General features: G+C 58.3%; 25 protein-coding genes. 17 read left to right on the top strand and 8 right to left on the bottom strand.

Translation table 11 applies throughout. The annotated features are described in order from the left end of the window. Positions 1–63 precede the first annotated feature (63 nt). Together SIB92_RS11220 and SIB92_RS11215 are read left to right on the top strand one after the other, a co-directional pair. Positions 64–459 carry a F0F1 ATP synthase subunit epsilon gene (locus SIB92_RS11220; protein WP_168591620.1) on the top strand — a complete coding sequence of 132 codons (396 nt, stop codon included), beginning with the start codon at positions 64–66 and terminating at the stop codon, positions 457–459. 114 nt (positions 460–573) lie between these two features. Then, positions 574–927 (top strand): H-type lectin domain-containing protein, encoded by a 354-nt coding sequence (locus tag SIB92_RS11215; RefSeq protein WP_168591621.1) that lies wholly within the window; start codon positions 574–576, stop codon positions 925–927. An 86-nt stretch (positions 928–1,013) separates the two neighbouring features. Here SIB92_RS11215 and SIB92_RS11210 read toward each other — a convergent pair whose 3' ends face one another. Both SIB92_RS11210 and SIB92_RS11205 read right to left on the bottom strand, forming a co-directional pair. After that, on the bottom strand, positions 1,014–2,072 hold the full coding sequence (locus tag SIB92_RS11210; protein ID WP_412552146.1) for an ABC transporter ATP-binding protein: 1,059 nt from the start codon (positions 2,070–2,072) through the stop codon (positions 1,014–1,016). Then, positions 2,069–2,863, bottom strand: a complete 795-nt coding sequence (locus tag SIB92_RS11205; RefSeq protein ID WP_412552145.1) for an IclR family transcriptional regulator — start codon at positions 2,861–2,863, stop codon at positions 2,069–2,071. The genes SIB92_RS11210 and SIB92_RS11205 overlap by 4 nt, the downstream gene beginning before the upstream one ends. A gap of 147 nt (positions 2,864–3,010) precedes the next feature. Between SIB92_RS11205 and SIB92_RS11200 the strand changes: the two genes are divergently transcribed. The 12 genes from SIB92_RS11200 (at position 3,011) to SIB92_RS11145 (ending at position 16,476) form a co-directional block, all read left to right on the top strand. Next, complete coding sequence (locus SIB92_RS11200; RefSeq protein WP_412552144.1) at positions 3,011–4,267, top strand: ABC transporter substrate-binding protein; 1,257 nt, start codon at positions 3,011–3,013, stop codon at positions 4,265–4,267. Positions 4,268–4,365: 98 nt separating this feature from the next. Continuing rightward, positions 4,366–5,292, top strand: a complete 927-nt coding sequence (locus tag SIB92_RS11195; RefSeq protein ID WP_412552143.1) for a carbohydrate ABC transporter permease — start codon at positions 4,366–4,368, stop codon at positions 5,290–5,292. Position 5,293: 1 nt separating this feature from the next. Beyond that, positions 5,294–6,142, top strand: coding sequence for a carbohydrate ABC transporter permease (locus SIB92_RS11190; RefSeq protein WP_299425311.1), 849 nt, complete (start codon positions 5,294–5,296; stop codon positions 6,140–6,142). An 8-nt stretch (positions 6,143–6,150) separates the two neighbouring features. Then, positions 6,151–8,205 carry an alpha-galactosidase gene (locus tag SIB92_RS11185; protein ID WP_412555830.1) on the top strand — a complete coding sequence of 685 codons (2,055 nt, stop codon included), beginning with the start codon at positions 6,151–6,153 and terminating at the stop codon, positions 8,203–8,205. Further along, positions 8,202–9,911 (top strand): IlvD/Edd family dehydratase, encoded by a 1,710-nt coding sequence (locus tag SIB92_RS11180; protein WP_412552142.1) that lies wholly within the window; start codon positions 8,202–8,204, stop codon positions 9,909–9,911. The genes SIB92_RS11185 and SIB92_RS11180 overlap by 4 nt, the downstream gene beginning before the upstream one ends. After that, entirely contained in the window at positions 9,911–10,672 is a 762-nt protein-coding gene (locus SIB92_RS11175; protein WP_412552141.1) for an SDR family NAD(P)-dependent oxidoreductase, read from the top strand. Before SIB92_RS11180 ends, SIB92_RS11175 begins: the two co-directional genes overlap by 1 nt. 3 nt (positions 10,673–10,675) lie before the next feature. Continuing rightward, positions 10,676–11,566, top strand: coding sequence for a 2-dehydro-3-deoxygalactonokinase (locus SIB92_RS11170; protein WP_412552140.1), 891 nt, complete (start codon positions 10,676–10,678; stop codon positions 11,564–11,566). Between the two features lie 4 nt (positions 11,567–11,570). Then, the gene (locus SIB92_RS11165) at positions 11,571–12,176 is read left to right on the top strand and encodes a 2-dehydro-3-deoxy-6-phosphogalactonate aldolase (RefSeq protein ID WP_412552139.1); all 606 of its coding nucleotides are present in this window, start codon (positions 11,571–11,573) and stop codon (positions 12,174–12,176) included. Beyond that, entirely contained in the window at positions 12,173–13,033 is an 861-nt protein-coding gene (locus tag SIB92_RS11160) for an SMP-30/gluconolactonase/LRE family protein (protein WP_412552138.1), read from the top strand. Before SIB92_RS11165 ends, SIB92_RS11160 begins: the two co-directional genes overlap by 4 nt. After that, entirely contained in the window at positions 13,030–14,967 is a 1,938-nt protein-coding gene (locus SIB92_RS11155) for a beta-galactosidase (protein ID WP_412552137.1), read from the top strand. Before SIB92_RS11160 ends, SIB92_RS11155 begins: the two co-directional genes overlap by 4 nt. Positions 14,968–15,148: 181 nt before the next feature. Then, a complete protein-coding gene (locus SIB92_RS11150) occupies positions 15,149–15,580 on the top strand; it encodes a MarR family winged helix-turn-helix transcriptional regulator (protein WP_412552136.1) in 432 nt (143 codons plus the stop codon). Next, positions 15,580–16,476, top strand: a complete 897-nt coding sequence (locus tag SIB92_RS11145; protein WP_412552135.1) for a serine aminopeptidase domain-containing protein — start codon at positions 15,580–15,582, stop codon at positions 16,474–16,476. Before SIB92_RS11150 ends, SIB92_RS11145 begins: the two co-directional genes overlap by 1 nt. Before the next feature lie 67 nt (positions 16,477–16,543). On the opposite strand, the gene SIB92_RS11140 is transcribed toward SIB92_RS11145, so the two are convergent. Further along, positions 16,544–17,458 (bottom strand): manganese-dependent inorganic pyrophosphatase, encoded by a 915-nt coding sequence (locus tag SIB92_RS11140; protein WP_412552134.1) that lies wholly within the window; start codon positions 17,456–17,458, stop codon positions 16,544–16,546. Between the two features lie 119 nt (positions 17,459–17,577). Further along, complete coding sequence (locus tag SIB92_RS11135) at positions 17,578–18,588, bottom strand: TraB/GumN family protein (protein ID WP_412552133.1); 1,011 nt, start codon at positions 18,586–18,588, stop codon at positions 17,578–17,580. 128 nt (positions 18,589–18,716) lie between these two features. Between SIB92_RS11135 and SIB92_RS11130 the strand changes: the two genes are divergently transcribed. Together SIB92_RS11130 and SIB92_RS11125 are read left to right on the top strand one after the other, a co-directional pair. Beyond that, the gene (locus SIB92_RS11130; RefSeq protein ID WP_412555829.1) at positions 18,717–19,370 is read left to right on the top strand and encodes a DUF2161 domain-containing phosphodiesterase; all 654 of its coding nucleotides are present in this window, start codon (positions 18,717–18,719) and stop codon (positions 19,368–19,370) included. A 174-nt stretch (positions 19,371–19,544) separates the two neighbouring features. Beyond that, complete coding sequence (locus SIB92_RS11125; protein WP_412552132.1) at positions 19,545–20,294, top strand: NAD(P)H-dependent oxidoreductase; 750 nt, start codon at positions 19,545–19,547, stop codon at positions 20,292–20,294. Between the two features lie 41 nt (positions 20,295–20,335). Here the strand turns inward: SIB92_RS11125 and SIB92_RS11120 are convergent, their stop codons facing one another. Next, positions 20,336–20,647 (bottom strand): phage tail protein, encoded by a 312-nt coding sequence (locus SIB92_RS11120; protein ID WP_412552131.1) that lies wholly within the window; start codon positions 20,645–20,647, stop codon positions 20,336–20,338. Between the two features lie 511 nt (positions 20,648–21,158). Here SIB92_RS11120 and SIB92_RS11115 point away from each other — a divergent pair. Further along, on the top strand, positions 21,159–21,404 hold the full coding sequence (locus tag SIB92_RS11115) for a hypothetical protein (RefSeq protein WP_412552130.1): 246 nt from the start codon (positions 21,159–21,161) through the stop codon (positions 21,402–21,404). A 348-nt stretch (positions 21,405–21,752) separates the two neighbouring features. Here SIB92_RS11115 and groL read toward each other — a convergent pair whose 3' ends face one another. From groL to SIB92_RS11100, 3 genes are all read right to left on the bottom strand, one after another. After that, positions 21,753–23,396 carry a chaperonin GroEL gene (gene groL, locus SIB92_RS11110; protein ID WP_412552129.1) on the bottom strand — a complete coding sequence of 548 codons (1,644 nt, stop codon included), beginning with the start codon at positions 23,394–23,396 and terminating at the stop codon, positions 21,753–21,755. 38 nt (positions 23,397–23,434) lie between these two features. Beyond that, on the bottom strand, positions 23,435–23,722 hold the full coding sequence (locus SIB92_RS11105; RefSeq protein ID WP_168591641.1) for a co-chaperone GroES: 288 nt from the start codon (positions 23,720–23,722) through the stop codon (positions 23,435–23,437). 201 nt (positions 23,723–23,923) lie between these two features. Continuing rightward, positions 23,924–24,847 (bottom strand): homocysteine S-methyltransferase family protein, encoded by a 924-nt coding sequence (locus tag SIB92_RS11100; protein ID WP_412552128.1) that lies wholly within the window; start codon positions 24,845–24,847, stop codon positions 23,924–23,926. Positions 24,848–24,906: the final 59 nt, after the last annotated feature.

Raw genomic sequence — 24,906 nt, 5'->3', positions numbered from 1 at the left:
ATTTCAACGCGCCAGACGAGACAGAGAATTTCAAACAATCGAAACGCTAGTAGGAGGCCCGAAATGGCAAACGTGATGCAATTTGATCTGGTTAGCCCCGAGCGTAGCTTGGCTTCGTTTGAGGCAACTGCCGTGAAGATCCCTGGTGCGGAAGGTGACTTGACCGCCATGCCAGGCCACTCTCCGCTGCTGACCTCGCTGCGCCCTGGCGTGGTGCGTGTTCAGACCGCAGACGGTGAGAAGGATTTTGTTGTGACCCGCGGTTTCGCGGACATCACAGCGGACTCGATCTCGGTGATCGCAGAGCATGCGCACAAAGGCGAAGACGTGACCAAAGCAGATCTTGAGGACGTCATCGCTGACGCCCGCAAAGCTGCAGCGGAAGCGCCTGAAGAGCACAAGGACGGCGCAGAGAAATTTGTCGCAGACCTTGAGCAGCTGATGCACGACATGGTCTGATCCCACACGGATCACACAGATTAAGAGGCCCCGCTGACACAGGCGGGGCCTTTTGCATTGATCAGGCTGAAAAGGCCTTGAAAGCGACGTATTTGAATTACAGATTGGCCGACGATGAAACGGATACGAAATAACTACGTCGGTGTGGATCAGGGCGATGAAGCCTTGTTTTCTGACTTTGAGACCGATGGCGAGATGTGGACCGGCAGCGGCACACGGGAACGGCGCAAGCTAATCAAGTTCTCCGCCAAATATCGGGTGCCCCCGTCTGTGCAGGTGAGTCTGTCACTTTGGGATATGGACCCGCAGGCCAATATCCGGGCTGAAGTTGTGGCCGAAGAAGTGACCAACCTAGGCTTCCATCTGGTGTTTCGCACCTGGGGCGACAGCCGCGTTGCGCGGGTGCGTATGTCCTGGATGGCGATTGGCGAGCTGGCCTTTGCCGATGACTGGGTGATCGAGGATTGATTTCTTCTAAGCTACTGCAAAAGAAAACGCCCTGCCGGAGGAAAGCAGGGCGTTTTGTGTTTGATCTGGCGTGAGTGGTGATTGGATCAGCGCAAACGCAATCCGGTGTCAGGATCAAACAGATAGAGGCGTTTGGTCGGAATTGAGAGGCCAACGGTTTCGCCTTCGGAGCTGCGGGTGTCGCCACGCTCTTCGACGATCAGGCGCGTGCCATCTTGCGCGGCGAGGTAGCAGTAGGACACGCCGCCGAGTGCTTCGGTCAAGTCGATGGTCAACGCGTCAGACTTGTGGTCCAGTTCGATGTGTTCCGGTCGGGCGCCCACGGTGACTTTGGAGAGGCCCGCTGGCAGGGCGATTGGGCTGTCCTGCGGTGCGGAGAAGGCGGGGTGAACCAGCTTGCCGTCCACAACGTCACATTCCAGGAAGTTCATTGACGGCGAGCCGATGAAGCCAGCGACAAAGCGGTTGTCAGGGTCGCGATAGAGGTCAAGCGGCGCGCCCACCTGTTCAACACGACCGTCCCGCAGCACCACAATTTTGTCGGCCATGGTCATGGCTTCGACCTGATCGTGGGTCACGTAGATCATGGTGGCGCCAATTTCCTGGTGCAGGCGGGCGATTTCGACGCGCATGTCGACCCGCAATTCGGCGTCGAGGTTGGAAAGTGGTTCGTCAAACAAGAAAACCTCGGGGCCACGGACAATAGCGCGGCCAATAGCAACACGTTGACGTTGGCCTCCGGAGAGCGCTTTGGGTTTGCGCTTGAGATACTGGTCGAGCTTCAGAATCGAAGAGGCTTTTTGCACCTTTTCTTCGATTTCCGCCTTGGGATGGCCGTTCATCCGCAGGCCAAAGCCCATATTCTCTGCCACCGTCATATGCGGGTAGAGCGCGTAGGTCTGAAACACCATGGCCACGCCGCGTTTGGCGGGGTCCATGTGGGTCACATCGCGTTGGCCAATATTAATCTGGCCGTCGGTGGTCTCTTCAAGGCCCGCAATCATGCGCAGCAAGGTGGACTTGCCGCAGCCCGAGGGGCCGACAAATACGCAGAATTCGCCGTCTTCGATCTCCAGATCAATGCCATGAATGACCTGCGTTTCGCCGTACTTCTTGATGGCGCCTTGAAGGGTTACACCCGTCATGTTGTCTCTACCTTTTGTTGTCGCGTTTCCGGGAAGCGCCAGGCTTCCGCCTCTTCGCCGATGCGTTTTGCAGTTTCCAAAACGCGGGGGGCGAGGTGTTCAAGTTGGTCCAGGGATGTGCGGCTGGTTGGGCCGGTCACAGAGAGCGCTCCCAGCATGCGGCCACCGTTGGTCAGAATCGGCACAGCAATGCAGACAATGCCGGGTTCATGCTCTTCGCGGTCAAAAGCGTATCCACGGGCGCGGATGGCGGTCAGTTCTTCGCGCAGGCTTTCCGGCGAATCCAGTGTGCCAGGCGTGAAGCGATGAAAGCTTTGTTGCGCGATGGCGCGCTCAAGCGCTTCACCTTCGACAAAGGCCAGCATGGCTTTGCCCACACCTGTGCAATACGCGGGGCCTACTTTGCCCGCTTGGGAGTACATTTCGACTGGCTTTGCCGCGTTGCGCTTGTCCACATAAAGAACCTGCGATGCATCCAGTTGAGCCAGGTGAACGGTTTCGCCGGTTTCGGCAGACAGCTGATCCAAATAGGGGCGCGCAATCGGGGCCAAAGAGCTGGTGGTCCAGGCGGCGTGGGCAAGCCGTACCAGTCGCATTCCCATGGCATAGGTCTGGCGGTCTGGCTCATAGGACAGCATGCCCTGATTGGTCAGGGTTTGCAGGAATCGATAAAGCGTCGCCTTGGGGTAAGGACTTTTTTCCTGCAATTCGCCAAAGCGCACCGGCCGCTCAAAAGCAGCAACTTGTTCAAGCACATCAAGGGCTTTGCCGACAGTTCCGTCACCAGACATGTGGTTTTTGTCTCCTCCATAGATTCCAGCAGCCGCTAGGAATCTGTTGACAACCTAATCGACTCTGTGTGTAGATTTCAATATGTAAAACATGGTTTCAAATAATGGAACCGCAAATTGCATAATTTTGGAGACAGGGAGGAACAAATGCTTTCCAAAATGAAAACCACCGCTGCCGCCGCTGCGGTTGCCTCTGCGTTTGCTGTACCGGCATCTGCGGAGCTGACGGGCGACCTGACAATTTTCCTGGACACATCGAACCCAGCGCCGCGCGCGACCATGGAGGCGATGATCGACCGCTTCAAAGCGGAGCACCCAGGGCTGAACGTTGAAACCACGGTGATCGACCGCGAAGCGTACAAAACTCAGATCCGGAATTTCCTGACTGCAAATGCGCCAGACGTTGCCACTTGGTACGCCGCCAACCGTATGCGTCCCTATGTAGAGGCCGGTCTGTTTGAAGACGTATCTGACCTCTATGCGGAGCCAGAGATTGCCGAAGGTCTCGCCTCCACCAAAGGTGCGTTGACCATCGATGACAAGCAGTGGGGCGTGGCCTACACCTACTACCAGTGGGGCGTGTACTACCGCAAAGACATCTATGAAGAGCTCGGCCTGGCCGAGCCAACCAACTGGGACGAGGAAAAAGCCAACTGTGGCAAGATCGTTGCCTCCGGCCGTGCGTGCTACACCATCGGTACCAAGTACCTATGGACCGCTGGCGGCTGGTTTGACTACCTGAACATGCGCACCAACGGCTTTGATTTCCACATGGATCTGGCCGCGGGCAATGTGTCCTGGGAAGACGACCGCGTGAAGCAGACTTTCATGAACTGGAAAGAGCTGATCGACATGGGCGGCTTCATTGCTGACCACCAGACATACAGCTGGCAGGAAGCGCTGCCGTTCATGGTGAACGGTGAAGCGGCAGCCTACCTGATGGGCAACTTCGCGGTGGCACCGCTGCGCGAAGCAGGTCTGACCGATGACCAGCTGGACTTCTACCAGTTCCCGAAAATCAACCCGGACGTGGCTCTGGCCGAAGATGCGCCAACCGACACGTTCCACATCCCGGCCAACGCGAAGAACAAAGAAGCGGCACGTGAGTTCCTGCGCTTTGCCACTTCGCCAGCGGAACAGACCATCATCAACAATGGTAAAAACCTCGGCCAGCTGCCTGTGAATGCGGCGTCCTCTGTGGATGATGACAAGTTCCTGCAGATGGGCTTTGAGATGCTGTCCAACAACTCCACCGGTGGCGTTGCCCAGTTCTGGGATCGCGATGCACCAGCAGAAATGGCGAAAGTGTCCATGGAAGGCTTCCAGGAGTTCATGGTCAAGCCAGACCAGCTGGACAAAATTCTGGCGAAGCTGGAGCGTGCCCGCGGCCGCATCTACAAGTGATGAGCGTGTGTCGGGGCGCCTACGCGTCCTGACATGTCATCTTTTCGGCGAGGCGGGGGTATCCTCCGCCTTTCCACCCTCAATTATCGGGTTCACTTATGACCGTATCCTCAGACATTCCTGAAACCGAAAGCTGGTTCCATCGCAACCAACAGCGCATTGCGCCGTGGCTGTTCCTGGCGCCGGGCATCCTGTTCTTTGCGGTCTATGTGATCGCGCCGGTGTTTCAGTCTTTCAATCTCTCGCTTTATGAGTGGGACGGGTTGGGCGAAAAGACCTATGTCGGGATGCGCAACTACGAAGATCTCTACTGGGAGTATGTGGATCGAGACGCCTTTTTCACGTCGTTGAAAAACAACGTGATGTGGCTGTTTCTCTACCTGCTCGCCATACCCGCTGGCCTGTTCATTGCGCTGTTTTTGAACCAGACCGTGCGTGGCATCCGCATCTATAAGTCGCTGTTTTTCTTCCCATTTGTGATCTCACAAGTGGTGGTAGGCCTAGTTTTTACCTGGTTTTACGATCCTACTTTTGGCCTGCTGAACACCATGCTGGGCTGGGTCGGCATGGGGCCGATCAATGTGTTGGGCAATGAAAACCTTGTGACCTATGGCATCGTTGCCGCAGGCCTGTGGCCACAGACGGCCTATTGCATGATCCTCTACCTCACCGGTTTGAACGCAGTTGATCCAGAGCAGATTGAGGCTGGGCGTTTGGATGGGGCCAAGGGCTGGTCGATGTTGTGGAACATCATCCTGCCGCAGCTGCGTCCCGCGACGTTTATCGCCTTTGTGGTGACCATCATCGGCGCGCTGCGCTCGTTTGACCTGATCTCCATCATGACGCAGGGCGGCCCGTTCGGCAGTTCGCGTGTGCTGGCCTATTACATGTTCGAAGTGGCCTTGTCGGAATATGGCTTCCGCATGGGCTATGGCGCGGCCATCGCGGTGGTGCTGTTCCTGATTATGCTGTGCTTCATCACCTACTTCCTGTGGTCGATGTATCGCGAAGAGAAGGGTCACTGAGATGTTTCCGAAACCGATCGAAAAGCAATCCCAGGCCGCACAGGTCGCTTACAAATCCCTGCTTCCAGTGGCCTTGGCGTTCTGGCTGGCGCCCTTGTTGGCGGTGGCGCTGTTCTCCGTGAAGCCGGATGCAGACTTTACCTCGGGCAACTACTGGGGATTGCCGTCGAGTTTTGAGGGCGCGGCCAACTATGGCCAGGTGTTCTTCAACTCCGATATGCCACGCTATTTGCTCAACTCGTTTATGATCACGGTGCCAACAGTGATTGGGGCTGTGGCGCTCAGCGCGATGACGGGCTTTGCGCTTGGCATCTATAAGTTCCGCGCCAACCTATGGATTTTCTTCATGTTTGTGGCGGGCAATTTTGTGCCGTTCCAAATTCTGATGGTGCCGGTGCGCGACCTGACCTTGGAGTTGGGGCTGTATAACACAAAAACCGGTCTTGTGCTGTTCCATGTGGCGTTTCAGACCGGCTTCTGCACCCTCTTTATGCGCAACTTCATCCGGGCGCTGCCGTTTGAGCTGATCGAAGCGGCGCGGGTGGAAGGCGTGAGCGAATGGCGCATCTTCTGGTATGTGGTGCTGCCGCTGATGAAGCCGGCACTGGCGGCGTTGTCTGTACTGATCTTCACTTTCATCTGGAATGATTACTTTTGGGCGGTGGTGTTGACCCAAGGCATCGAGAGCCAGCCGGTAACCGCAGGGATCACCTCGTTTAACGCGCAGTTCCGGGCGGCGTATCACCTGATGAGCGCGGGCTCGATTGTGGCGGCGCTGCCGCCGGTGGCGATGTTCTTCCTGATGCAGCGGCACTTTATTGCTGGTCTGACGCTTGGAGCCGTGAAGTGACGCAAGACATGCAAACCTGGCGCATTGATGCGCCGGGTCAGACCTTGGTTCTGGCCTCAGATGGGGGCGTGCCCAGCGCCCTCTACTGGGGGGCTGCTTTGCCGGCGGGGCAAGATTTGGCGGAAATGGGCGTGATTGCCGCTCGGGATGTGACTGGCGGGATGATTGATCGTTTGCCGGACGTGTCGCTGTGCCCGGAAGCAGGGCAGAGCTTTCAGGGGCAGGCGGGCTTGGTGGCCTATCGTGATGGTCAGCCGCTGTTTCCGCGGTTCGTGTTGATTGAGGCGGATGGCACGCGGTTTGTGTGTTGTGATGAGGCGCTTGGGCTGTCAGTTACTTTTGAGTTTGCCGTTGAAGGCGGCGTGATCGCGGCACGGACAACGCTGAAAGCTGAGGCGGAGATCACCGTACATCATCTGGCCGCGCCTGTGATGCCGGGACCGCAATACGGCGATGAAATTCTGGATTTCTCCGGCCGGTGGATTGGCGAGTTTCAGGTGGAACGTGCCCCTTGGCGGGCAGGCATCCACATGCGTGAGGCGCGTGGGGGGCGATCTGGTCATGAACATCCGCCGATAGCGTATTTCCCAGAACGTGGGGCGCAAAACACCTCTGGCACTGTATTTGCCATGCATTACGGCTGGTCTGGCGGGCATGTGATGTACGCCGAGGAACTGCCAGAGGGGCGGCGGCACATTCAGTTTGGGCATGCGACTGGCACGCGGGCCTCAGGCACGACCTTTGAAACGGCTAAACTGTATCTGACTGTTTCTGAAACAGGACTAAATGGCTGCGCAATCGCGTTTCAGCGGCATTTACGGGATCACGTGGTGACCTGGCCCCATCCGGAGCGGCCGCGTCCGGTGCATTACAACTGCTGGGAAGCGGTGTATTTTAACCATGATGTTGACGTGCTGAAAGACATTGCAGAACGGGCCGCCAAACTGGGCGCAGAGCGGTTTGTGCTGGATGACGGCTGGTTTGGTAAGCGCGATGATGACACAAGCTCGCTGGGTGATTGGGACATTGATCCGCGCAAATGGCCGGATGGGCTGACGCCGATCATTGAGCATGTGACGTCTCTGGGCATGGTGTTTGGTCTCTGGTTTGAGCCAGAGATGGTCAATATGGACAGCGATCTGGCGCGCGCGCATCCGGAATGGATTTTGGGGGCGGTGGATCAGGTCGAAGGGCGGCAGCAGCGGGTGCTGGATGTCGGCAATCCGGAGGTGCGCGAGTATCTCTATGACAAGATTGCTGCCGTGTTGTCCGCGCATGACATTGACTACATCAAATGGGATCACAACCGACTGCTGCCCATTGCGGATGCGGCGCAGGCGGAAGGTGTCTACGCGCTTATGGGGCGGTTGCGAGCGGATTTTCCAGAGGTGGAAATTGAGAGCTGCGCGTCGGGCGGCGGCCGTATTGATGCCGGTATTCTGGAGCACACGCAGCGGGTCTGGTTGAGTGACAGCAATGACGCGCTTGAGCGGTTGCGGATTCAGCATGATGCGGCGTTGATGTTGCCGATGGCGATCACCGGTTGTCACGTTGGACCACGCCACTGCCACACGTCGGGGCGGGTGCACGACATCCGCTTCCGTGCCTGGGTCGCGGCGCAGCGGCACATGGGTTTTGAAATGGACCCGCGCGAGTTGACCGATGAAGAGGCGGCGGTGCTGTCTCAAGTCACGGCCTGGTGGAAAAACAACCGGGATTGGCGGCGGACAGCGGATATCTTACGGCTGGACGTTGCGGATCCAAGCGTGATTGCCGAGCAACAGCTATCCCAAGACAAACAGCGGTTTGTGGTATTTGCGGGCAAGGCATCGACCGGCACACAAATCATGCCGCGCCCTTTGCGGCTGACCGGCTTGGAGCCGGATGCCACTTATGAAATTGAACTGATCAACCGGGACGAGGCGCATCATTTGTCGCGTCGCGAGATGCCGTTGAAAGACGGTCCTGTGAACCTGAGTGGTCAGCTATTGATGCAACACGGTCTCATATTGCCATGGTCCTTCCCGGACCGGATGTGGGTGATCGAAGGAAAGAAAAAATGAGCAAAAAGCGTCGTTCCCAGCATTGGTATGGCAAGCTAGACAAGGATGGTTTCATCCACCGCAGTTGGATGAAAAATCAAGGGTTCCCCGATCACGCGTTTGATGGGCGTCCGATCATCGGCATCTGCAACACCTGGTCTGAGTTGACGCCGTGTAACTCCGGCCTGCGGACCCTGGCCGAAGGTGTGAAGCGTGGCGTTTGGGAGGCTGGTGGTTTCCCTGTGGAGTTTCCCGTGATGTCTCTGGGTGAGACCCAGATGAAGCCGACGGCGATGCTGTTCCGCAACTTATTGGCGATGGATGTTGAAGAGAGCATCCGCGCTTATGGGATCGATGGCGTTGTGTTGCTGGGCGGCTGTGACAAAACCACGCCGGGTCAGCTGATGGGCGCCGCCTCGGTGGATTTGCCAACGATTGTTGTGAGCTCTGGACCGATGCTGAACGGCAAGTTCAAGGGCAAGGACATTGGTTCTGGCACGGATGTTTGGAAGTTCTCCGAAGAGGTACGTGCGGGCGAGATGACCCTGCAAGACTTCATGAACGCGGAAAGCGGTATGAGCCGCAGCGCGGGCGTATGCATGACCATGGGCACCGCGTCGACGATGGCCTCGTTGGTTGAGGCGATGGGTATGGCGTTGCCAACCAATGCGGTGCTGCCTGCGGTGGATGCGCGCCGGATGGCTTTGGCGCATCTGACAGGCAAACGCATTGTGGAGATGGTGGATGAGGATCTGAAGCCGTCCGACATCCTGACCAAAGAGGCGTTTGAGAATGCCATTCTGGCAAACGCCGCCGTAGGTGGCTCCACGAATGCGGTGGTGCACCTGCTGGCGCTGGCCGGACGTGTTGGCGTCGATCTGACGCTAAAAGACTTTGAGATCGGCTCTGAGATTCCGCTGCTGGTGAATTGTATGCCGTCGGGCAAATACCTGATGGAGGATTTCTGTTATGCCGGCGGCGTGCCTGCGGTGCTGAGCCAGTTGAAAGAGCATGTGCGCCCAGCGAACACCGTATTGGGCAAGGACATTGCGGCCTATCATGACGGTGCGGAGATCTATAACGACGACGTCATTCGCCCGCTGGACAATCCGGTGAAACCGGCGGCAGGCCTGCGGGTGTTGCGCGGCAATCTTGCGCCCAATGGGGCAATTGTGAAGCCGTCTGCCGCCACCGATCATCTGTTGGAGCATGAGGGCGAGGCTTATGTTTTTGAGAACATCGAGGACCTGAAAGCCAACATCGATAAGCCTGATTTGCCGGTAACCGCCGATACCATTCTGGTGCTCAAAGGTTGTGGCCCCAAAGGCTATCCGGGCATGCCAGAGGTGGGCAACATGCCGATCCCGGGCAAGCTTGTGAAAGAAGGCGTGCGCGACATGATCCGGGTGTCGGATGCGCGGATGTCTGGCACAGCTTATGGCACGGTGATCTTGCATGTGAGCCCCGAGGCTCAGGCCGGAGGCACGCTGGCGCTGGTGAAAACCGGGGACCGGATCAAGGTCTCTGCATCCGGCGGCGTGCTGGAGTTGTTGGTTGATGAGGCAGAGCTTGAGGCGCGTCGCGCGGCTTGGGAGCCTGATCCCGAACATTACACTCGCGGTTACGCGAAACTTTATTACGACCATGTGTTGCAGGCCGATAAGGGGGCCGATTTGGACTTCCTTGTGGGCAAAGACACGCGGCTTGTCACACGGGAGAGCCACTGATGACCGGTACGATTTTTCCTGATCTCAAAGGCAAATCCGTTTACATCACCGGCGGGGCCAGCGGCATCGGCGCAGCCCTGACCGATGGGTTCATGGCGCAGGGCGCGAAGGTGGCGATCATCGGGCGCTCGGCGGCAGACGACTTCGTCGCAGAGATGGAGGCCAAGCACGGCGTGACGCCTCTGTTTATGCAAGGAGACATCTCCGACATTCCACGCCTGCGGGACACCATTCAACAGGCCGTGGGAGAGCACGGCGGGTTGGATGTGTTGGTGAACAATGCCGCCAACGATCAGCGCCACGCCCTCGATGAGGTGGATGAAGAGTTCTACGATTGGATGCAGGCGGTGAACCAGAAGGCCTATTTCTTTGCCTGTCAGGAAGCGGCCCGGCAGATGGATGGCAGTGGCTCGATTATCAATTTCAGCTCGATCAGCTACATCATGGGCAACGCTGGATACCCGATTTACACGAGCGCCAATGCGGCGATCACCGGCATGACACGCTCACTGGCACGGGAGTTGGGGCCAAAAGGCATCCGCGTGAATGCCCTGGCGCCGGGCTGGGTGCTAACCCAGAAGCAATTGGATATGTGGGCAGATCCAGATGCGTTGGCTGCGCATATGGAGCGGCAATGTTTGAAAGAGCATTTGACGCCGGAAGATATGATTGACCCCACGCTTTATTTGGCGTCAAACGCCAGCCGAATGATGACGGGGCAATGCATGGCCGTTGACGGCGGCGTTGTGGTTTCGGGGTAAGATATGTCTGTGCAAGCACAATGGATTGGAGTGGATTGGGGTACGTCAAAGCTGCGCGCCTATGCCATGGAAGGCGACAAACTTTTGGCAACGGCGCAGTCAGACAAGGGCATGGCGAAATTGGACGCTGGCGGGTTCGAAGCGGCTTTGTTGGAACTGGTTGAAGACTGGCTTGGCGACGGTCCGATAGATGTGATCGCCTGCGGTATGGTGGGGGCGCGCCAAGGCTGGGTTGAGGCGCCGTACACGGCGGTGCCTGCGCCCGCGCTGGCGCCGCAGCCGGTGCTTGTGCCCGATACGGATACGCGACTTCGGGTGCATGTGGTGCCCGGTTTGAAACAGCCAAAGCCCGCGGATGTGATGCGGGGAGAAGAAACGCAGATTGCGGGGTTCCTGTCGCGCAACGCGAATTGGGATGGCGTCTTGTGCTTGCCAGGCACCCATACCAAATGGGCGCATGTCAGCGCCGATGAGGTGGTGAGTTTCCGGACCTTCATGACGGGCGAGTTGTTTTCGCTCCTGAGCAAGCAGTCTGTGCTGCAGCACTCGGTTGGTGAGGGCTGGGACGCGGAGGCCTTTGCGGCGGGCATGGATGTGACCTTGTCGCGGCCGGAAAATCTCGCCTCAGAACTGTTTGGCATTCGCGCCAGCGATCTGTTGAATGCAACGCCTTCTGCGGCGGCGCGGTCGCGCTTGTCGGGGCTGCTGTTGGGAGCTGAACTGGCGGCGTCGCGGCCATACTGGCTGGGGCAGCAGATTGCGGTGATCGGGGAGCAGCAGCTGTCCGATGTTTATGCAGAGGCCCTGAAGGCCCAGGGCGGTTGGGTGACCGTTGTGGACTGTCAGGACATGACACTTGCGGGGCTGTCTGCCGCGCGCAACCTTTTGGGATAACAATATGAACCGGTCGATTATTGCCATCTTGCGCGGGGTGACCCCGGGCGAGATCAAAGCCATGGCGGAGGCTATCATTGCAGCGGGTATCGATAAGATCGAGGTGCCGCTGAACTCGCCCGATCCATTGGCGAGCATTGAACTTTTGGCGAAAGGGTTTGGGGATCGCGCACTCGTAGGGGCAGGCACGGTGCTCGAGGTTGCGCAAGTGGACGCGGTTGCGAGTGTTGGCGGGAAGCTGATCGTTTCGCCCAACTGCGACACCGAGGTGATTGCGCACACCGCCAAGCTGGGGCTGGAAAGCTGGCCGGGTGTGTTTACGCCAACGGAGGCGTTTGCGGCCTTAAAAGCTGGTGCAACCGGTCTGAAGCTGTTTCCTGGCAATATGGCGGGTCCGGGTGGCCTGAAAGCCGTGCGGGCGGTGCTACCAAAAGACAGCCAAGTGTACGCTGTGGGTGGCGCAGGACCAGAGAACTTTGGTGAGTGGATTGCCGCAGGCGCAGATGGCTTTGGCATCGGCTCCGCGATTTACAAAGCCGGTATGAGCGTGGAGGATGTACGTCAACGGGCAGAGGCCATTGTGGCCGCTTACGACGAGGCATTTGCATGAGCACTATTTTTGATGACCGACCGTGTGCGTTGGGTGAAGGTCCGCTGTGGCACCCGGAGCGCAATCAGCTGTTTTGGTTTGATATTGTCGGCAAGAAAATGCTGAGCCAGAAGGACGGCGCGCCGCTGGAGTGGCAGTTTGACGAGCATGTATCGGCGGCAGGCTGGGTGGATCATGACACGCTGATCCTGGCGTCGGAAACAGGCCTGTGGAAGTTTTACCTCGACACCGAAGAGCAGGAGTATTTGTGCTCTTTAGAGGCAGACAATCCGGTGACGCGCTCTAACGATGGGCGCGCGGACCCTTGGGGCGGGTTTTGGATTGGCACTATGGGCAAAAGTGCGGAACCCAAAGCCGGTGCGATCTATCGCTACTTTGATGGCGAGCTGCGCAAGCTTGTGGCGGATGTGACGATCAGCAATGCGATCTGTTTTGATAAGGCGCGTGGCTGTGCCTACTACACTGACACGGTGACCAAGCTGGTGATGCGTCAGGCTGTGGATGCGGAGAGCGGTTGGCCAGTCGGCATTGCGGAAGTCTATCTTGATCTCAACGCAGGCGGCCTAAACCCGGACGGCGCGGTTGTAGATGCGGACGGTAACGTCTGGATTGCGCAATGGGGCGCGGCCCGCGTGGCGGCCTATGATCCGGACGGGACCTTCCTCAAAGCGGTCTCGGTTGGCGGGCAACACAGCAGTTGTCCGGCCTTCGGTGGGGATGATCTGACCACGCTTTTGGTGACCTCCGCCCGCGAAGGGATTGACGAAAAGACATTGGCAGAGGCGCCGGAGAACGGCATGGTCTTTGCCATAGACAACGTTGCCCAAGGGGTGGCGGAACCACGGGTGATTTTATGAAGCAAGAACTGGGCGTTTGTTACTATCCGGAGCATTGGCCGGAAGACATGTGGGCCAAAGATGCGGCGGATATGGTGGCGGCCGGCATCCGTTGGGTGCGGATCGGTGAGTTTGCCTGGAGCCGCATGGAGGCTGTGCCAGGGCAGTTGACGCTGGAGTGGCTGGACCGTGCAATTGAGACGCTGGGGGCGGCTGGATTGAAAGTCGTGCTGGGCACGCCAACTGCAACGCCGCCGCGCTGGATGATCGACAAACATCCCGACATGCTGGCGGTGGATGAAAATGGAGCGCCACGCAAATTTGGCTCGCGTCGGCACTATTGCTTCAGTCACCTAGGCTATCGCGATGAATGCGCGCGCATCACCCAGATTGTGGCCGAGCGCTATGGCAAGAACCCACATGTGGCCGCTTGGCAGACTGACAATGAATACGGCTGTCACGACACCACAATCAGCTATTCTGAACCGGCCAAACGGGCGTTTCAAAACTGGTGTCAGGAACGCTATGGCACAGTTGAGGCGCTCAATGAGGCCTGGGGCAATGTGTTCTGGTCTATGGATTATGCGTCGTTTGATCAGATCGATTTGCCAAACCTGACCGTGACTGAACCAAACCCCGCGCATGTGCTGGCATTCCGTCGCTTCTCTAGTGATCAGGTTGTGGCGTTCAACAAGGTGCAGGCGGACATTTTGAAGGCGCATAGCGAGGCGCCACTGATCCACAACTACATGGGCCGCATTCTTGAGTTTGACCACTTTGACGTGGGCGAAGACCTCGATATTGCGAGCTGGGACAGTTACCCGATTGGGTTCTTGTCGGATCGCCTGGAAGCCTCTGACGAACACAAGGCGCGGTTCCTGCGGCAGGGTGATCCTGACATGCAGGCGTTTCACCATGATCTCTATCGCGCGGTTGGTAAGGGCCGATGGTGGGTGATGGAGCAGCAGCCCGGTCCGGTGAATTGGGCGCCGTACAATCCTGCGCCGTTACCCGGCATGGTGGCCCTGTGGACGTTGGAAGCCTTTGCCCATGGCGCAGAGGTGGTGAGTTACTTCCGTTGGCGGCAGGCGCCCTTTGCGCAGGAGCAGATGCACGCGGGCCTTCAAGCGCCGGATGGCGTAGAGGCTCCGGGTATGGATGAGGCACGGGCCGTGGCTGGTGTGCTCGACATGCTCAAGGAGCAGGACACCCAACAGGCAGATGTGGCGCTTGTCTTTGACTATGCCTCTGATTGGGCCTGGAAAACGCAGCCGCAAGGCGCAGGGTTTGACTATTTCCGACTGGTGTTCTCGGCCTATCGCGGGTTGCGCCGGGCGGGGCTGTCTGTGGACATCGTGAGTGCGGCGCATCGGGACTTCACGGGTTACAAGGCGGTGTTTGCGCCGGGCCTCGCCACGTTGGACCCAGCGTTGGTTCTGGCGATGTCTGGGGCGGACGCGCTGGCCGTAATGGGGCCGCGCACCGGAGCGATCACCGAAGAGTTCATGATCCCAGCCAAAGGTCGCCCGGGTGTGCCCAACCTGGATGTGCGGGTTGATCTGATCGAGAGCCTGCCACCACAGGCTGGCATGGATGTGTCTGGCGGGGGCAAAGTGGAGCATTGGCACGAGCGCTTGTCCGGTGCGGCTGAGGTCCTGCTAAAAACCCAAGACGGGGCAGCCGTTTTGATGGGACAGAACGGGCGTTGGTATCTTGGCAGCTTCCCGGATGAGACGCTGTGGGACCGCGTTGTGTCCATGGCCTGTGAACAGGCTGGCGTTGCCATGTCGCCGATGCAGGACGGCGTGCGCCGCCGCCGCTTTGGCTCCTATGAGTTTGTGGTCAACTATAACAGCTTCTCCGCAAGCGTCGGCGGGCATCGCGTGCCGGCCTGTGGCGTGCTTGTGTTTGAAGGCAATACGCCGGTTGTGGCCTGCGATCTAAGTTCTGGCTAACGGGTTTGCAGCGGAGATGAGTTGAAGCGGGCGGCGCGAAAGCGGCGCCCGCCTTGTTTTGTAGCTTCCCGCAACGTCATCCGGCGCGGGGATTGAATGTGTGGAAAGTTCGTATACGAATTAAGTGAGGTAATTCGGATACGAACCAATCATGCCAAAACCACCCAAAATATTCCTGCTGATGAACCGGGCCCATTCGGCCATCACCCGCGCGTCGGAACGGAAAACGCAGGCCTTGGCCGATCTGTCGATGCCGCAACATGGCGTGCTGGTGCTCCTGTCCAAGCAGGACGGCCAAACCGTCACGCAACTAGCCAAAGCATTGTCGATGGGCAAATCCAGCCTGAGCGGTTTGATTGATCGCATGGTGGAGCGCGGTTTTGTGCGGCGTGCGCGGGAAGACTCAGATGGGCGCGTGGTGAGAATTTATCTAGAGCCAGCTGCGGAAAGCTTAGTGCAACGTACGGTGCCCTTTGTGCAGCACGTAAATGGGCTTCTGTTAGCGCCCTTTGATGCGGCGGAGCAGGAGGTCATTGGCCGGTTTCTGACCCATTTGGCGGAAAACGCCGAGGATGTGATCGATCAAGCGGAATGGCGCGAGGAACAAGAGTGATGTTGGATCAAGGTGATGTGATTGCTGAAGATATCAAATTTCGCGCGGAGGACGGCTGGGAGCTGGCTGGCACGGTCTATCGCGGAGCCGCGCCGCAAGTTGCCATTCTGATCTCAGCAGGCACTGGCTTTCCGAGGCGTATTTATCGCCACGTGGCGGCCTATCTGGCGCAACGCGGCGCGGTGGTGCTGATCTATGATTTCAGGGGGATCGGCGAGTCCGGGGCAGAGAACCTTGCGGTCAGTGGGATCGATTATCCGGACTGGGGACGTTTGGATATGACTGCCGCGCTTGAGCATCTGCAGAGCCTCGCGCCGGGCCTGCCACTCACAACTTTGGGGCATAGCATTGGCGGGCAGTTTGTTGGGTTTATGCAGAACCATGACAAGACATCGCGCCACGCTTTTGTGGCTGTGGGCAATGGACATTGGGGGGTGCACAAGTTGCGCAATATGCCGTTGGAGCTGTTCTTCTGGTGGGGCTTTGGCAGTTATTGCCTCGCGCGGCATGGGTACATTCCGGCGGGCGGCCTTTGGGGCGGCGAGGCCTTGCCGCCGAATGTGTTCCGCACCTGGCGGCGGTGGAGCGCGCGACGCGGTTATCTGTTGCCGGAACTGTCTGAAGGGCGCTATCCGCATCACTTTGACGATCCGTGCAGTCCGATCAATGCCTGGGTGTTGAGTGATGATCCGATTGCCACCGAGACCGCCTGTGGCGACACGCTGAGCCACTATAGCAGGGCCGAAAAGCACTTGGTGGTACGAACACCGAGGCAACTGGGCGCCAGGAAGGTCGGTCATGACGGCGCGTTTCGCAAAGGGCGGGAGGCGCTTTGGGCGGAACTTTGGGAGTGGCTGGCGGCGGGGCAACTGCCGAACGGGGCAGAACCTCAGTAAGCGTCTTCAACACAAAAAAAGGCCGGCTCCCGAAGGAACCGGCCTTTGAATTTGCATCAGATCAGGATCAGACCTTGAGGTTTGGAATGATCTGTTTTTTGCGGCTCACGACGCCTGGTAGCACAACGCTGTCGCCAGACGCTTCCACGTCAAAGGACTTGGCAGCAACGCCCTTCACCAGATCGTTTGGCACCAGCAGGGTCGACTCTTCGTTGAGGATGTCGACAACAAACAGCAGCACCTGATCCACGCCGTCTTCAGACGCCACGGTGGTCATGGTCTCCATCAGGGACGCTTTGCGGTCCAGAACGGTGGAGGGGCTGGTGGTTTCCAGAACGGAGACGCGGAATTTGGTGCCGTCGACTTCGTATTCCTTGGAGTCCATGCGCAGCAGCTCTGCGTCGGAGAAGGAAGACACGTCGGATTTTGCGGCAAACATTTCAGCCGCATAGGACGAAATGTCGATGCCCAGATCCGCCGCCAGTTTCTCGGCCACGGCTTTGTCGTGGTCGGTGGTGGTTGGGCTGCGGAACTCAAGCGTGTCAGACAGGATGCAGGTCAGCATGGTGCCTTTGATGAAGTCTGGCATCTCGATGTCGCCCATCAGGTCATGCATGATGGTTGCGGTGCAGGCCACCGGACGGATGGTGATGTCGATTGGACCTTTGGTTTCCAGACCGCCTACCAGCTTGTGGTGGTCGATGATCGCCTGAACGTCTGCGCCGTTGATGTTGGCAGGCAGCTCGGCCGGGTTGTTGGTGTCCACGATCACAACAGCTGCGTCGTCCGCTACGTCTTCGATGATCGCTGGCTTTGGCAGGTCCCAGCGGTTCAAGAGCCATGCGGCTTCGGTGTTGGGCTCGCCCAGCAGTTTTGCTTCGGCCGGCGTGCCTTTCACTTCGTTCAGATACCAGGCCCAGATGATTGGGGAACCGGTGGAATCAGTGTCAGGGGATTTGTGGCCAAAAACTTGAGTTGTCATGTCGCGACGTCCTTAGAAACAAAGAAAAACGGTGAAGTTGCGCGCCTTATAGAAGGGCGCGTTGGGTTTGTCACCTGTGGCTTTGACCCTGCGACCTCGCGGCGCGGCGGGGTGTTGCTTCAGGGCGATTTCAGAGGCAGGCGGGTGAGGGTGAAGCCAGCGCTTTGCAGCAGGTTGAGCACGCCTTGGTCCCCTGGCAAGTGCATGGCGCCGACGGCCACCAAAGACGGGGTCTGCGTCAGTTCTTTGGCTAATACTTCGGCCCAGGCTGTATTGCGGGCGATGATAAGGTCATCTTCGGCTTGCTTCAGCAGGGCTGCGAGGCGAGCTTTGTCTTCGTCCTCACCGGCGTTTTTGAAGGTTTCTGCCGTGTTGAATTCCCAGATAAGCTGAATGGTTTCATCCAGATACATGGCAATCACCGAGCCAATCAGATCAGGCGCGGCGAGATCGGTGTTGAGCGACAGGCTCCAGCGCAGGTCGTCCAATTGGTCCTCAAGCGGATCGGAGGCCAGCATGGTGAGCAGGCCGTCAATACTGTCCAGCGACGCGGTAGGCAGGTTGTTGGCTTGCGCCATGGCCGCGATCTGTTGATCGAGGCCTTTTTTGCCCGACTTTACAATATCAAACGCACAGGGCGGCAACATCAGGGTCATGCCGAGGAACCACGGCTGATAACGGGCGGCGAGGAAGGGCGGCATGCCGCGTTCCTCCAACTGCACCACCACGCGGTCCCAGAGGTCTGGTCCGAGGCGGTCAATCAGGGACGGGCCTGATTGGATCAAATAGCTTTCGGGATTTTGCGTCAGGTGACGCTGGAAGCCGAGTTGATCTTCTTCTGTGAGCTCGAGAAAAACCTTTTCCGACTTGGGGGTTAGCTCTTCCAGGCGGGCGACCATGGCGGCGTGTTCCGGCAAGTGCACATGGAAGGTGCCGATCAGATGGCTGACCACGCCGTCTTTCTCCGCGCGCCAGAGCAGGCCCTCGGAAAAGGGGACTTCCGCGGCCTTGGCTTCCAGAGCTTGGCGTTCACTTTCAGGCAAGGACGGATAAACGTTTGGACCCGCGCAATTTGCCGAGGCGATGTTGGAAAAGCTGATCAAAAACAACAGGGTGGTCAAAAAACGCATCAGAACCTCACGGGTGACATTTGCGCCAAGGTAGCAGGGCATTTTTGAGGCTCAAGGGCGAATGCCTAAGGCGCCGCAAATGATGTGGGCAACGCGCCGGATTGGCGTTACCAAAGGGCATGGACAAGATGGCAGAAACCGATCTTTATGCGCCGGTGAAGGCGTGGCTTGAGGCGCGGGGCTTTGAGGTGAAAGCCGAGGTGGGCGCGGCGGATGTGGTTGCGATGAAAGACGGTGAAGAGCCTGTCATCGTAGAGTTAAAGACCTCTTTCTCGCTCGTGTTGCTGCAACAGGCGGTGGCCCGTCAGGCGGTGACGGATGCGGTTTATGTGGCGGTGCCACGCTGGAAAGGGCGGGCCGGGTGGAAGGCGTTTTCCGGCAATATTGGCCTGTGCAAACGACTGGGGCTTGGGGTGCTGTCGGTGCGGTCTAACGATGGCGCGGTGGAGGTGCATTGCGACCCCGCACCATTTCAACCGCGTAAGTCGAAGGTCCGTAAGGCACGGCTTTTGAAGGCTTTTTCACGTCTTGAAGGTGATCCGAACACCGGCGGGATGCGCGGGGAGAAGGTCACGGTGTATCGGCAGGACGCCGAAAAATGTGCGGTGTTTCTCAATGAAAACGGGGCGTCCAGAGGGCGCGATGTGGCCCAAGGCACCGGTGTGGAAAAGGCCACGACGATGATGCGCGACAACCATTATGGCTGGTTTGAGAAGGTCGACAAAGGCGTCTACATGCTGAGCGAGGCCGGGGTGACGGCGTTGGCGCAGGGCGGGGATTAACCGAGTCGTTTTGGGGCAAAAGCCACGTCGGTATTCTGTCGGTATCGCGACTGTTTTGCGGAGGTGCGTTTTGGGACGCAGTGAGGCGGCTTTGATCGTTCACGCACCGCGCGGTGTTGCGCAAATCGGCGCAACGGGTGTAGGCGGTTTGAAGACCATCTTGAAGGACAACCCATGACCACGACGCTCATCGTTTTGGCCCACCCAAGCCGACAGTCTTTTAACGGTGCCTGGGCAGAGGCCTCGGCGGCGGCTTGCGAAGCGGCAGGCCATGAGGTGTTGTGGAGTGACCTGTCGGCGCATCAGTTTGATGCCGTCGAAGGCGCACGGCATTTTGGGCAGGACGCGGCCGGGCTGTTTGATCCACTCAAAGCACACGAGGCGGCGGTGGCAGCGGGCACGGTGCCGATGGATATGGCGGCAGAGGCAGAAAAGATCCGGCAGGCCGATCAGATCATCTTTCACTTCCCGCTGTGGTGGTTTGCGCCACCCGCCGTCTTAAAAGGTTGGTTTGACCGCACGCTGGTGCATGGCGATTTGCACACGGTGGAGGAGCGGTTTGACACGGGGCGCTGTCGCGGCAAGCGGGCGCTGTTTTGTGTGACCACCGGGGCGAGCGCGGCGGAGTGCGGGCCGGGGGGCAAAGAGGGGGATGTGCGCCTGCTGTTGTGGCCGTCGGCCTATACGCTGCGGTATCTGGGGTTGGATGTGTATGAGCCTGAGGTCGTGCATGGGGTGCACGGGTATTTTGAAGGCGCTGAGGAAGCGGCGTTGCAGGCGCGACTGGCGGGTGTGCTGGACGGGCAAGCGGCGCTTGTGGCCGGATTGGGTGAGCGCGCGTTGATGCGGTTTAACGCGGACAGTGATTTTGATGAGAGCGGGCGGTTGAAGGCCGGGGCGGAGAGCTTTTCGGCGTTTATTTAAGGCGGGCCGTGAGATGCCCGATGGCACCTCACTGGAGCTGTTTAGTTGCGGGAAGGGAAGACGCCGACTTCTGCAACGCAGTAGAGAATGCCTTCAGGCGCATATTTCATCAGGTCAGGCACGGCAAAAGTGGTGCGGCCGTCGCCGCCGTGGATGGTGCCGTACAGGCTGAACAGCGCTTGGTTCTCGACAATCGGGTAGAGATCGCCGTTGGCTTTTACATAGCCACGCGGGCAGAAGGTGCCGCCAAACATCATGATTTCGCCGATGAAGTCTTCGGTGCCTGCGGACGCGGGAGCGGTGGACCCGAGTGTTGCAGCGATTGTGGCGGCGAGGGAGAGGTGTTTGAGCATGGTGGGCCTATGACTTGGATTGCGTGCGCCGAGCTTAGCGTGAGGGGGCGGTGTTGGGGAAATTGTTTGGTGGGAAAGTAGGGCAGCGCCAGACCGCGGGTGGCGGGGAAGCCCCCGCCATGGGAGCGGTCACCTCACGGGAGCGCGCGATGTGAGCCCCTGACGGTCAATGGGGCGCTGGCCGGCGAGGTCGGGCGATGTGGTTTTGGAAGTAAGGGGGGCTGCGATGTCGCGGTTGCAGTGTTTGCCGGATGGCTGCGATACGGACATCGCTGATTGGTGTATGCGCGCAGCGGAAAAATGACTAACGTTAACAGGTATGGAAAAACTGACCACATAAAGTGAACATCGGTAGAACATAATATGTACAGTTAATCTGAAATTAACTAAGATTCGTCAAGATTGTTCTCGTCGAGCGGCACTAAACTTATCAAGCCAAACTCACCGAAGTCACTTGAAGAACCTTAGTATCCGTAACGAGTATTTGCTGCACGTGCAGCAGGAGGTCCCAATGTCCAACCTTGAAGACCATCAAGACGAGTACGTCGCAATACACGTACACGACGTGAAGCGATGGCTGGCAAAGCTTCAGCTAGTGCCCGGGTTCTCGCGGAGCGATTCGCTTTTGGAAATCTGCATCGACATCGTTTCTACGGTGGAGGTTGCGTCTGTTGTCGATAACCCACCAAACACCTGTGATGATCTTGCAGGTGGGAATCGTAAAACAGAATCCCCGGAACCACAGCTGGTTCAGTAAACACGCCAACACAACTTGATAGAACTTGCGAGGCGTGAGGCTTGTCTGTCGCGCCTCGTTGGCGCGTGCATCCTCGGCCTCGTAGGAGCTTCCTCCGCCAACTACCGAGAAATCTAGGCTGGCGTTTTTTCACTAATAGCACGCCTTCGTGCAGAGCGTAGCATCCAGATTTATGGCTTTGGGCCGAAAATAGCGCGTTAAGCTCTCAAGTAGTCTTTCGAACATCTTTCGCAAAAGAAAAGGGCCGCCCGGAGGCGACCCTTTTAATCTTGTCTGGCGAGAGCTCTCGGCAGATTGGCCCGAAGGCCAATCGCCTGACGCTATCACAATCCCTGGCGGGAGTTGTGATTACATCATGCCGCCCATGCCGCCCATGCCGCCCATGTCAGGCATTGCAGGTGCGCCGCCGTCTTTGGCTGGCTTGTCAGCAACCATCGCTTCGGTGGTGATCAGCAGGCCTGCAACGGAGGCTGCGTCTTCCAGAGCGGTGCGGGTCACTTTGGCTGGGTCGATCACACCGAAGGAGAACATGTCGCCATATTCTTCGGTCTGTGCGTTGAAGCCGAAGGAAGTGTCAGCAGATTCACGGATCTTGCCCGCAACAACCGCACCGTCCACACCGGCGTTCTCAGCGATCTGACGCAGAGGCGCTTCGATGGCTTTGCGCACGATGGTGATACCGGCGTTCTGGTCAGCGTTTGCGCCTTCCAGACCTTCCAGAGCTTTACCAGCCTGAACCAGAGCAACACCACCACCTACGATCACGCCTTCCTGTACGGCCGCGCGGGTCGCGTTCAGGGCGTCATCTACGCGGTCTTTGCGCTCTTTCACTTCCACTTCGGTCATGCCGCCAACGCGGATCACAGCAACACCGCCTGCCAGTTTGGCAACGCGCTCTTGCAGCTTCTCACGGTCGTAGTCGGAAGAGGTTTCTTCGATCTGAGTGCGGATCTGAGCCACACGTGCTTCGATCTCGGCTTTCTCGCCTGCACCGTCAACGATGGTGGTTTCGTCTTTGGTGATCTCGATTTTCTTAGCAGTGCCGAGCATGTCCATGGTGACGTTCTCGAGCTTCATGCCCAGATCTTCGGAGATAACCTGACCACCGGTCAGGATTGCGATGTCCTGCAGCATGGCTTTGCGGCGGTCGCCGAAGCCAGGTGCCTTAACAGCAGCAATTTTCAGGCCGCCGCGCAGTTTGTTCACAACCAGAGTTGCCAGCGCTTCGCCTTCAACATCTTCTGCGATGATCAGCAGAGGCTTCTGGGACTGGATCACCTGCTCGAGCAGTGGAACCATGGACTGCAGGGAAGACAGTTTCTTCTCGTGCAGCAGCACCATGCAGTCGTCCAGATCAGCGATCATTTTGTCTGCGTTGGTCACGAAGTAAGGGGAGAGGTAGCCGCGGTCGAACTGCATGCCCTCAACAACATCGGTCTCGGTTTCCAGACCTTTGTTTTCCTCAACGGTGATCACACCTTCGTTGCCAACTTTCTGCATCGCGTCTGCGATCTGCTGGCCGATTTCAGCTTCGCCGTTGGCGGAGATGGTGCCAACCTGTGCAACTTCGTCGGAGTCTTTTACTTCGCGGGAAGAGGAAACGATGCCTTCAACCACTTTGGCAGTTGCCAGGTCGATGCCGCGCTTCAGGTCCATTGGGTTCAGGCCAGCTGCAACCTGCTTCAGGCCTTCTTTGACGATTGCCTGCGCCAGAACGGTCGCGGTGGTGGTGCCGTCGCCAGCTTCGTCGTTGGTGCGGGAAGCAACTTCCTTCACCATCTGTGCGCCCATGTTCTCGAACTTGTCTTCCAGCTCGATCTCTTTGGCTACGGATACACCGTCTTTGGTGATGCGTGGTGCGCCGAAGGATTTCTCCAGAACAACGTTACGGCCTTTTGGGCCCAGGGTCACTTTAACCGCGTCTGCGAGAACGTTTACGCCGCGCAGCATTGCGTTGCGGGCATCGGTGTCAAATTTGACGTCTTTTGCCATCTTATTGGCTCCTAAATTCGTAAATGTCGGTCAGACGATTAGGCAAGAATGCCCATGATGTCGGATTCTTTCATGATCAGCAGCTCTTCACCGTCAACGGTGATCTCGGTGCCGGACCATTTGCCGAACAGGACTTTGTCGCCTGCTTTGACGTCGAGCTCGACGCGCGCGCCTTTGTCGTCACGCAGGCCTGCGCCTACGGATACAACTTCGCCTTCGGCTGGTTTTTCTTTGGCGCTGTCTGGAATGATCAGACCGCCAGCAGTTTTCTCGTCGCTTTCAACGCGGCGTACGAGCACGCGGTCATGCAAAGGTGTAAAAGCCATGACTAGGTTTCCCTAACTAGAGTTGTCTCCCTGACTCCCTCAGCGGAGCCGTTATCACTCCCTGTCGGCGAGTGCTAACGGCGAAAGAGTTAGGCAGAGTGCGAAGGGGAGTCAACGCCGTTGCGTGAGATTTTTTGATCAGGTTTCGCTCAGCGTTAACGCACCGCAGAGATGGGGGGAGCCAACCGGTGGTTCAAGGCCTTACGAGGTAAGGCGTTTTGCCAGTTCGGACAAATGCCGCTTGTCGGTGCCGCAGCATCCGCCCAACACGCGGAGGTGGGCGTGTTTTTGGCGTAGGTCTGCCAGTTGTTGGCCAAACTCTGCCGGGTTTCCGGCGTCCAGTTCGGTCGCGTTGTCCAATTCGGCATGGCTGCAACGGGAGGCATTGGCGACGATACCACGGACGCGCTGTGTCCAGGGCGCGTCGGTAAAGACGTCGGCAAAGTGGTCGGGATGAGCGCAGTTGATCATGTAGTAGGCGGGATAGGCGTTTGTGGCGGCGTCGATTTGGGAGATGGCGTCTTCAAGGCTGCCGCCTGTCGGGAGGGTGCCGTCGGTTTCGACGGTGAAAGCCACCACAATGGGCAGGGCAAATGCACGCGCGGCGAGGACCATGCCGGTTGCTTCGGTGGGGTCCGCCATAGTGTAGGCGGTGATGAGGTCCGCGTTGGTTTGCGCGAGTGTCGCGATCTGCGTGGTGTGATAGGCGGTGGCCTCGGTGACCGACATCCGGGTATCAGGCGCATAAGCGTCATGGCGCGGGCCGATGTTGGCGCTGACTAGGGTCGCGGTGTGGTCAAGGGGGGAGCGCAGTTCCGACAAAAACGCAATTGCGTTGAGGTTGGCTTGTCTCACAGCTGTCGCATCATAGCCCAGAGCGGCCGCGCGGTCGGTGTTGGCAACCCAGGTGGCGCTTTCCAGGATTACGCCCAGGTTAGACCGGGCGGCGAGGTCGGTCAGGTCAGTGGCGTAGCTGGTGAGGTGGGCTCGGCCATCCGGTGTTTCGAGCAGTGGGAAACTGGCGAAGCCTGGTAGGTCCACGCCCTGGGTGAAAATCAGATCGGTTTCCATGCCGGTGTAGGTCAGGAATGGTTGCGTGCCTTGGTGGGGTAAGGGGCGTGGCATGTTGGGTCCTCGCAAGGGGGCGGTGACCGCGAGCTTAGCACTAAGTTGCCCGTTTGTGT

Origin of the sequence: Shimia sp. MIT1388, assembly GCF_047124445.1 — a bacterium.
In the GTDB taxonomy this organism is placed as follows: domain Bacteria; phylum Pseudomonadota; class Alphaproteobacteria; order Rhodobacterales; family Rhodobacteraceae; genus Shimia.
The sequence above is the reverse complement of the archived record's forward strand: the minus strand, read 5'-3'. Positions and strand labels throughout refer to the sequence as shown.

Bases quoted from the DNA above. Each gene is read 5' to 3' on its own strand.
- SIB92_RS11185 (WP_412555830.1), top strand. From the start codon at position 6,151: ATGCAAACCTGGCGCATTGATGCGCCGGGTCAGACCTTGGTTCTGGCC.
- SIB92_RS11120 (WP_412552131.1), bottom strand. From the start codon at position 20,647: ATGCTCAAACACCTCTCCCTCGCCGCCACAATCGCTGCAACACTCGGG.
- SIB92_RS11195 (WP_412552143.1), top strand. From the start codon at position 4,366: ATGACCGTATCCTCAGACATTCCTGAAACCGAAAGCTGGTTCCATCGC.
- SIB92_RS11205 (WP_412552145.1), bottom strand. From the start codon at position 2,863: ATGTCTGGTGACGGAACTGTCGGCAAAGCCCTTGATGTGCTTGAACAA.
- SIB92_RS11100 (WP_412552128.1), bottom strand. From the start codon at position 24,847: ATGCCACGCCCCTTACCCCACCAAGGCACGCAACCATTCCTGACCTAC.
- SIB92_RS11190 (WP_299425311.1), top strand. From the start codon at position 5,294: ATGTTTCCGAAACCGATCGAAAAGCAATCCCAGGCCGCACAGGTCGCT.
- SIB92_RS11145 (WP_412552135.1), top strand. From the start codon at position 15,580: ATGTTGGATCAAGGTGATGTGATTGCTGAAGATATCAAATTTCGCGCG.
- SIB92_RS11180 (WP_412552142.1), top strand. From the start codon at position 8,202: ATGAGCAAAAAGCGTCGTTCCCAGCATTGGTATGGCAAGCTAGACAAG.
- SIB92_RS11155 (WP_412552137.1), top strand. From the start codon at position 13,030: ATGAAGCAAGAACTGGGCGTTTGTTACTATCCGGAGCATTGGCCGGAA.
- SIB92_RS11170 (WP_412552140.1), top strand. From the start codon at position 10,676: ATGTCTGTGCAAGCACAATGGATTGGAGTGGATTGGGGTACGTCAAAG.
- groL (WP_412552129.1), bottom strand. From the start codon at position 23,396: ATGGCAAAAGACGTCAAATTTGACACCGATGCCCGCAACGCAATGCTG.
- SIB92_RS11150 (WP_412552136.1), top strand. From the start codon at position 15,149: ATGAACCGGGCCCATTCGGCCATCACCCGCGCGTCGGAACGGAAAACG.
- SIB92_RS11135 (WP_412552133.1), bottom strand. From the start codon at position 18,588: ATGCGTTTTTTGACCACCCTGTTGTTTTTGATCAGCTTTTCCAACATC.
- SIB92_RS11200 (WP_412552144.1), top strand. From the start codon at position 3,011: ATGCTTTCCAAAATGAAAACCACCGCTGCCGCCGCTGCGGTTGCCTCT.
- SIB92_RS11130 (WP_412555829.1), top strand. From the start codon at position 18,717: ATGGCAGAAACCGATCTTTATGCGCCGGTGAAGGCGTGGCTTGAGGCG.
- SIB92_RS11220 (WP_168591620.1), top strand. From the start codon at position 64: ATGGCAAACGTGATGCAATTTGATCTGGTTAGCCCCGAGCGTAGCTTG.
- SIB92_RS11140 (WP_412552134.1), bottom strand. From the start codon at position 17,458: ATGACAACTCAAGTTTTTGGCCACAAATCCCCTGACACTGATTCCACC.
- SIB92_RS11210 (WP_412552146.1), bottom strand. From the start codon at position 2,072: ATGACGGGTGTAACCCTTCAAGGCGCCATCAAGAAGTACGGCGAAACG.
- SIB92_RS11115 (WP_412552130.1), top strand. From the start codon at position 21,159: ATGTCCAACCTTGAAGACCATCAAGACGAGTACGTCGCAATACACGTA.
- SIB92_RS11165 (WP_412552139.1), top strand. From the start codon at position 11,571: ATGAACCGGTCGATTATTGCCATCTTGCGCGGGGTGACCCCGGGCGAG.
- SIB92_RS11215 (WP_168591621.1), top strand. From the start codon at position 574: ATGAAACGGATACGAAATAACTACGTCGGTGTGGATCAGGGCGATGAA.
- SIB92_RS11125 (WP_412552132.1), top strand. From the start codon at position 19,545: ATGACCACGACGCTCATCGTTTTGGCCCACCCAAGCCGACAGTCTTTT.
- SIB92_RS11160 (WP_412552138.1), top strand. From the start codon at position 12,173: ATGAGCACTATTTTTGATGACCGACCGTGTGCGTTGGGTGAAGGTCCG.
- SIB92_RS11105 (WP_168591641.1), bottom strand. From the start codon at position 23,722: ATGGCTTTTACACCTTTGCATGACCGCGTGCTCGTACGCCGCGTTGAA.
- SIB92_RS11175 (WP_412552141.1), top strand. From the start codon at position 9,911: ATGACCGGTACGATTTTTCCTGATCTCAAAGGCAAATCCGTTTACATC.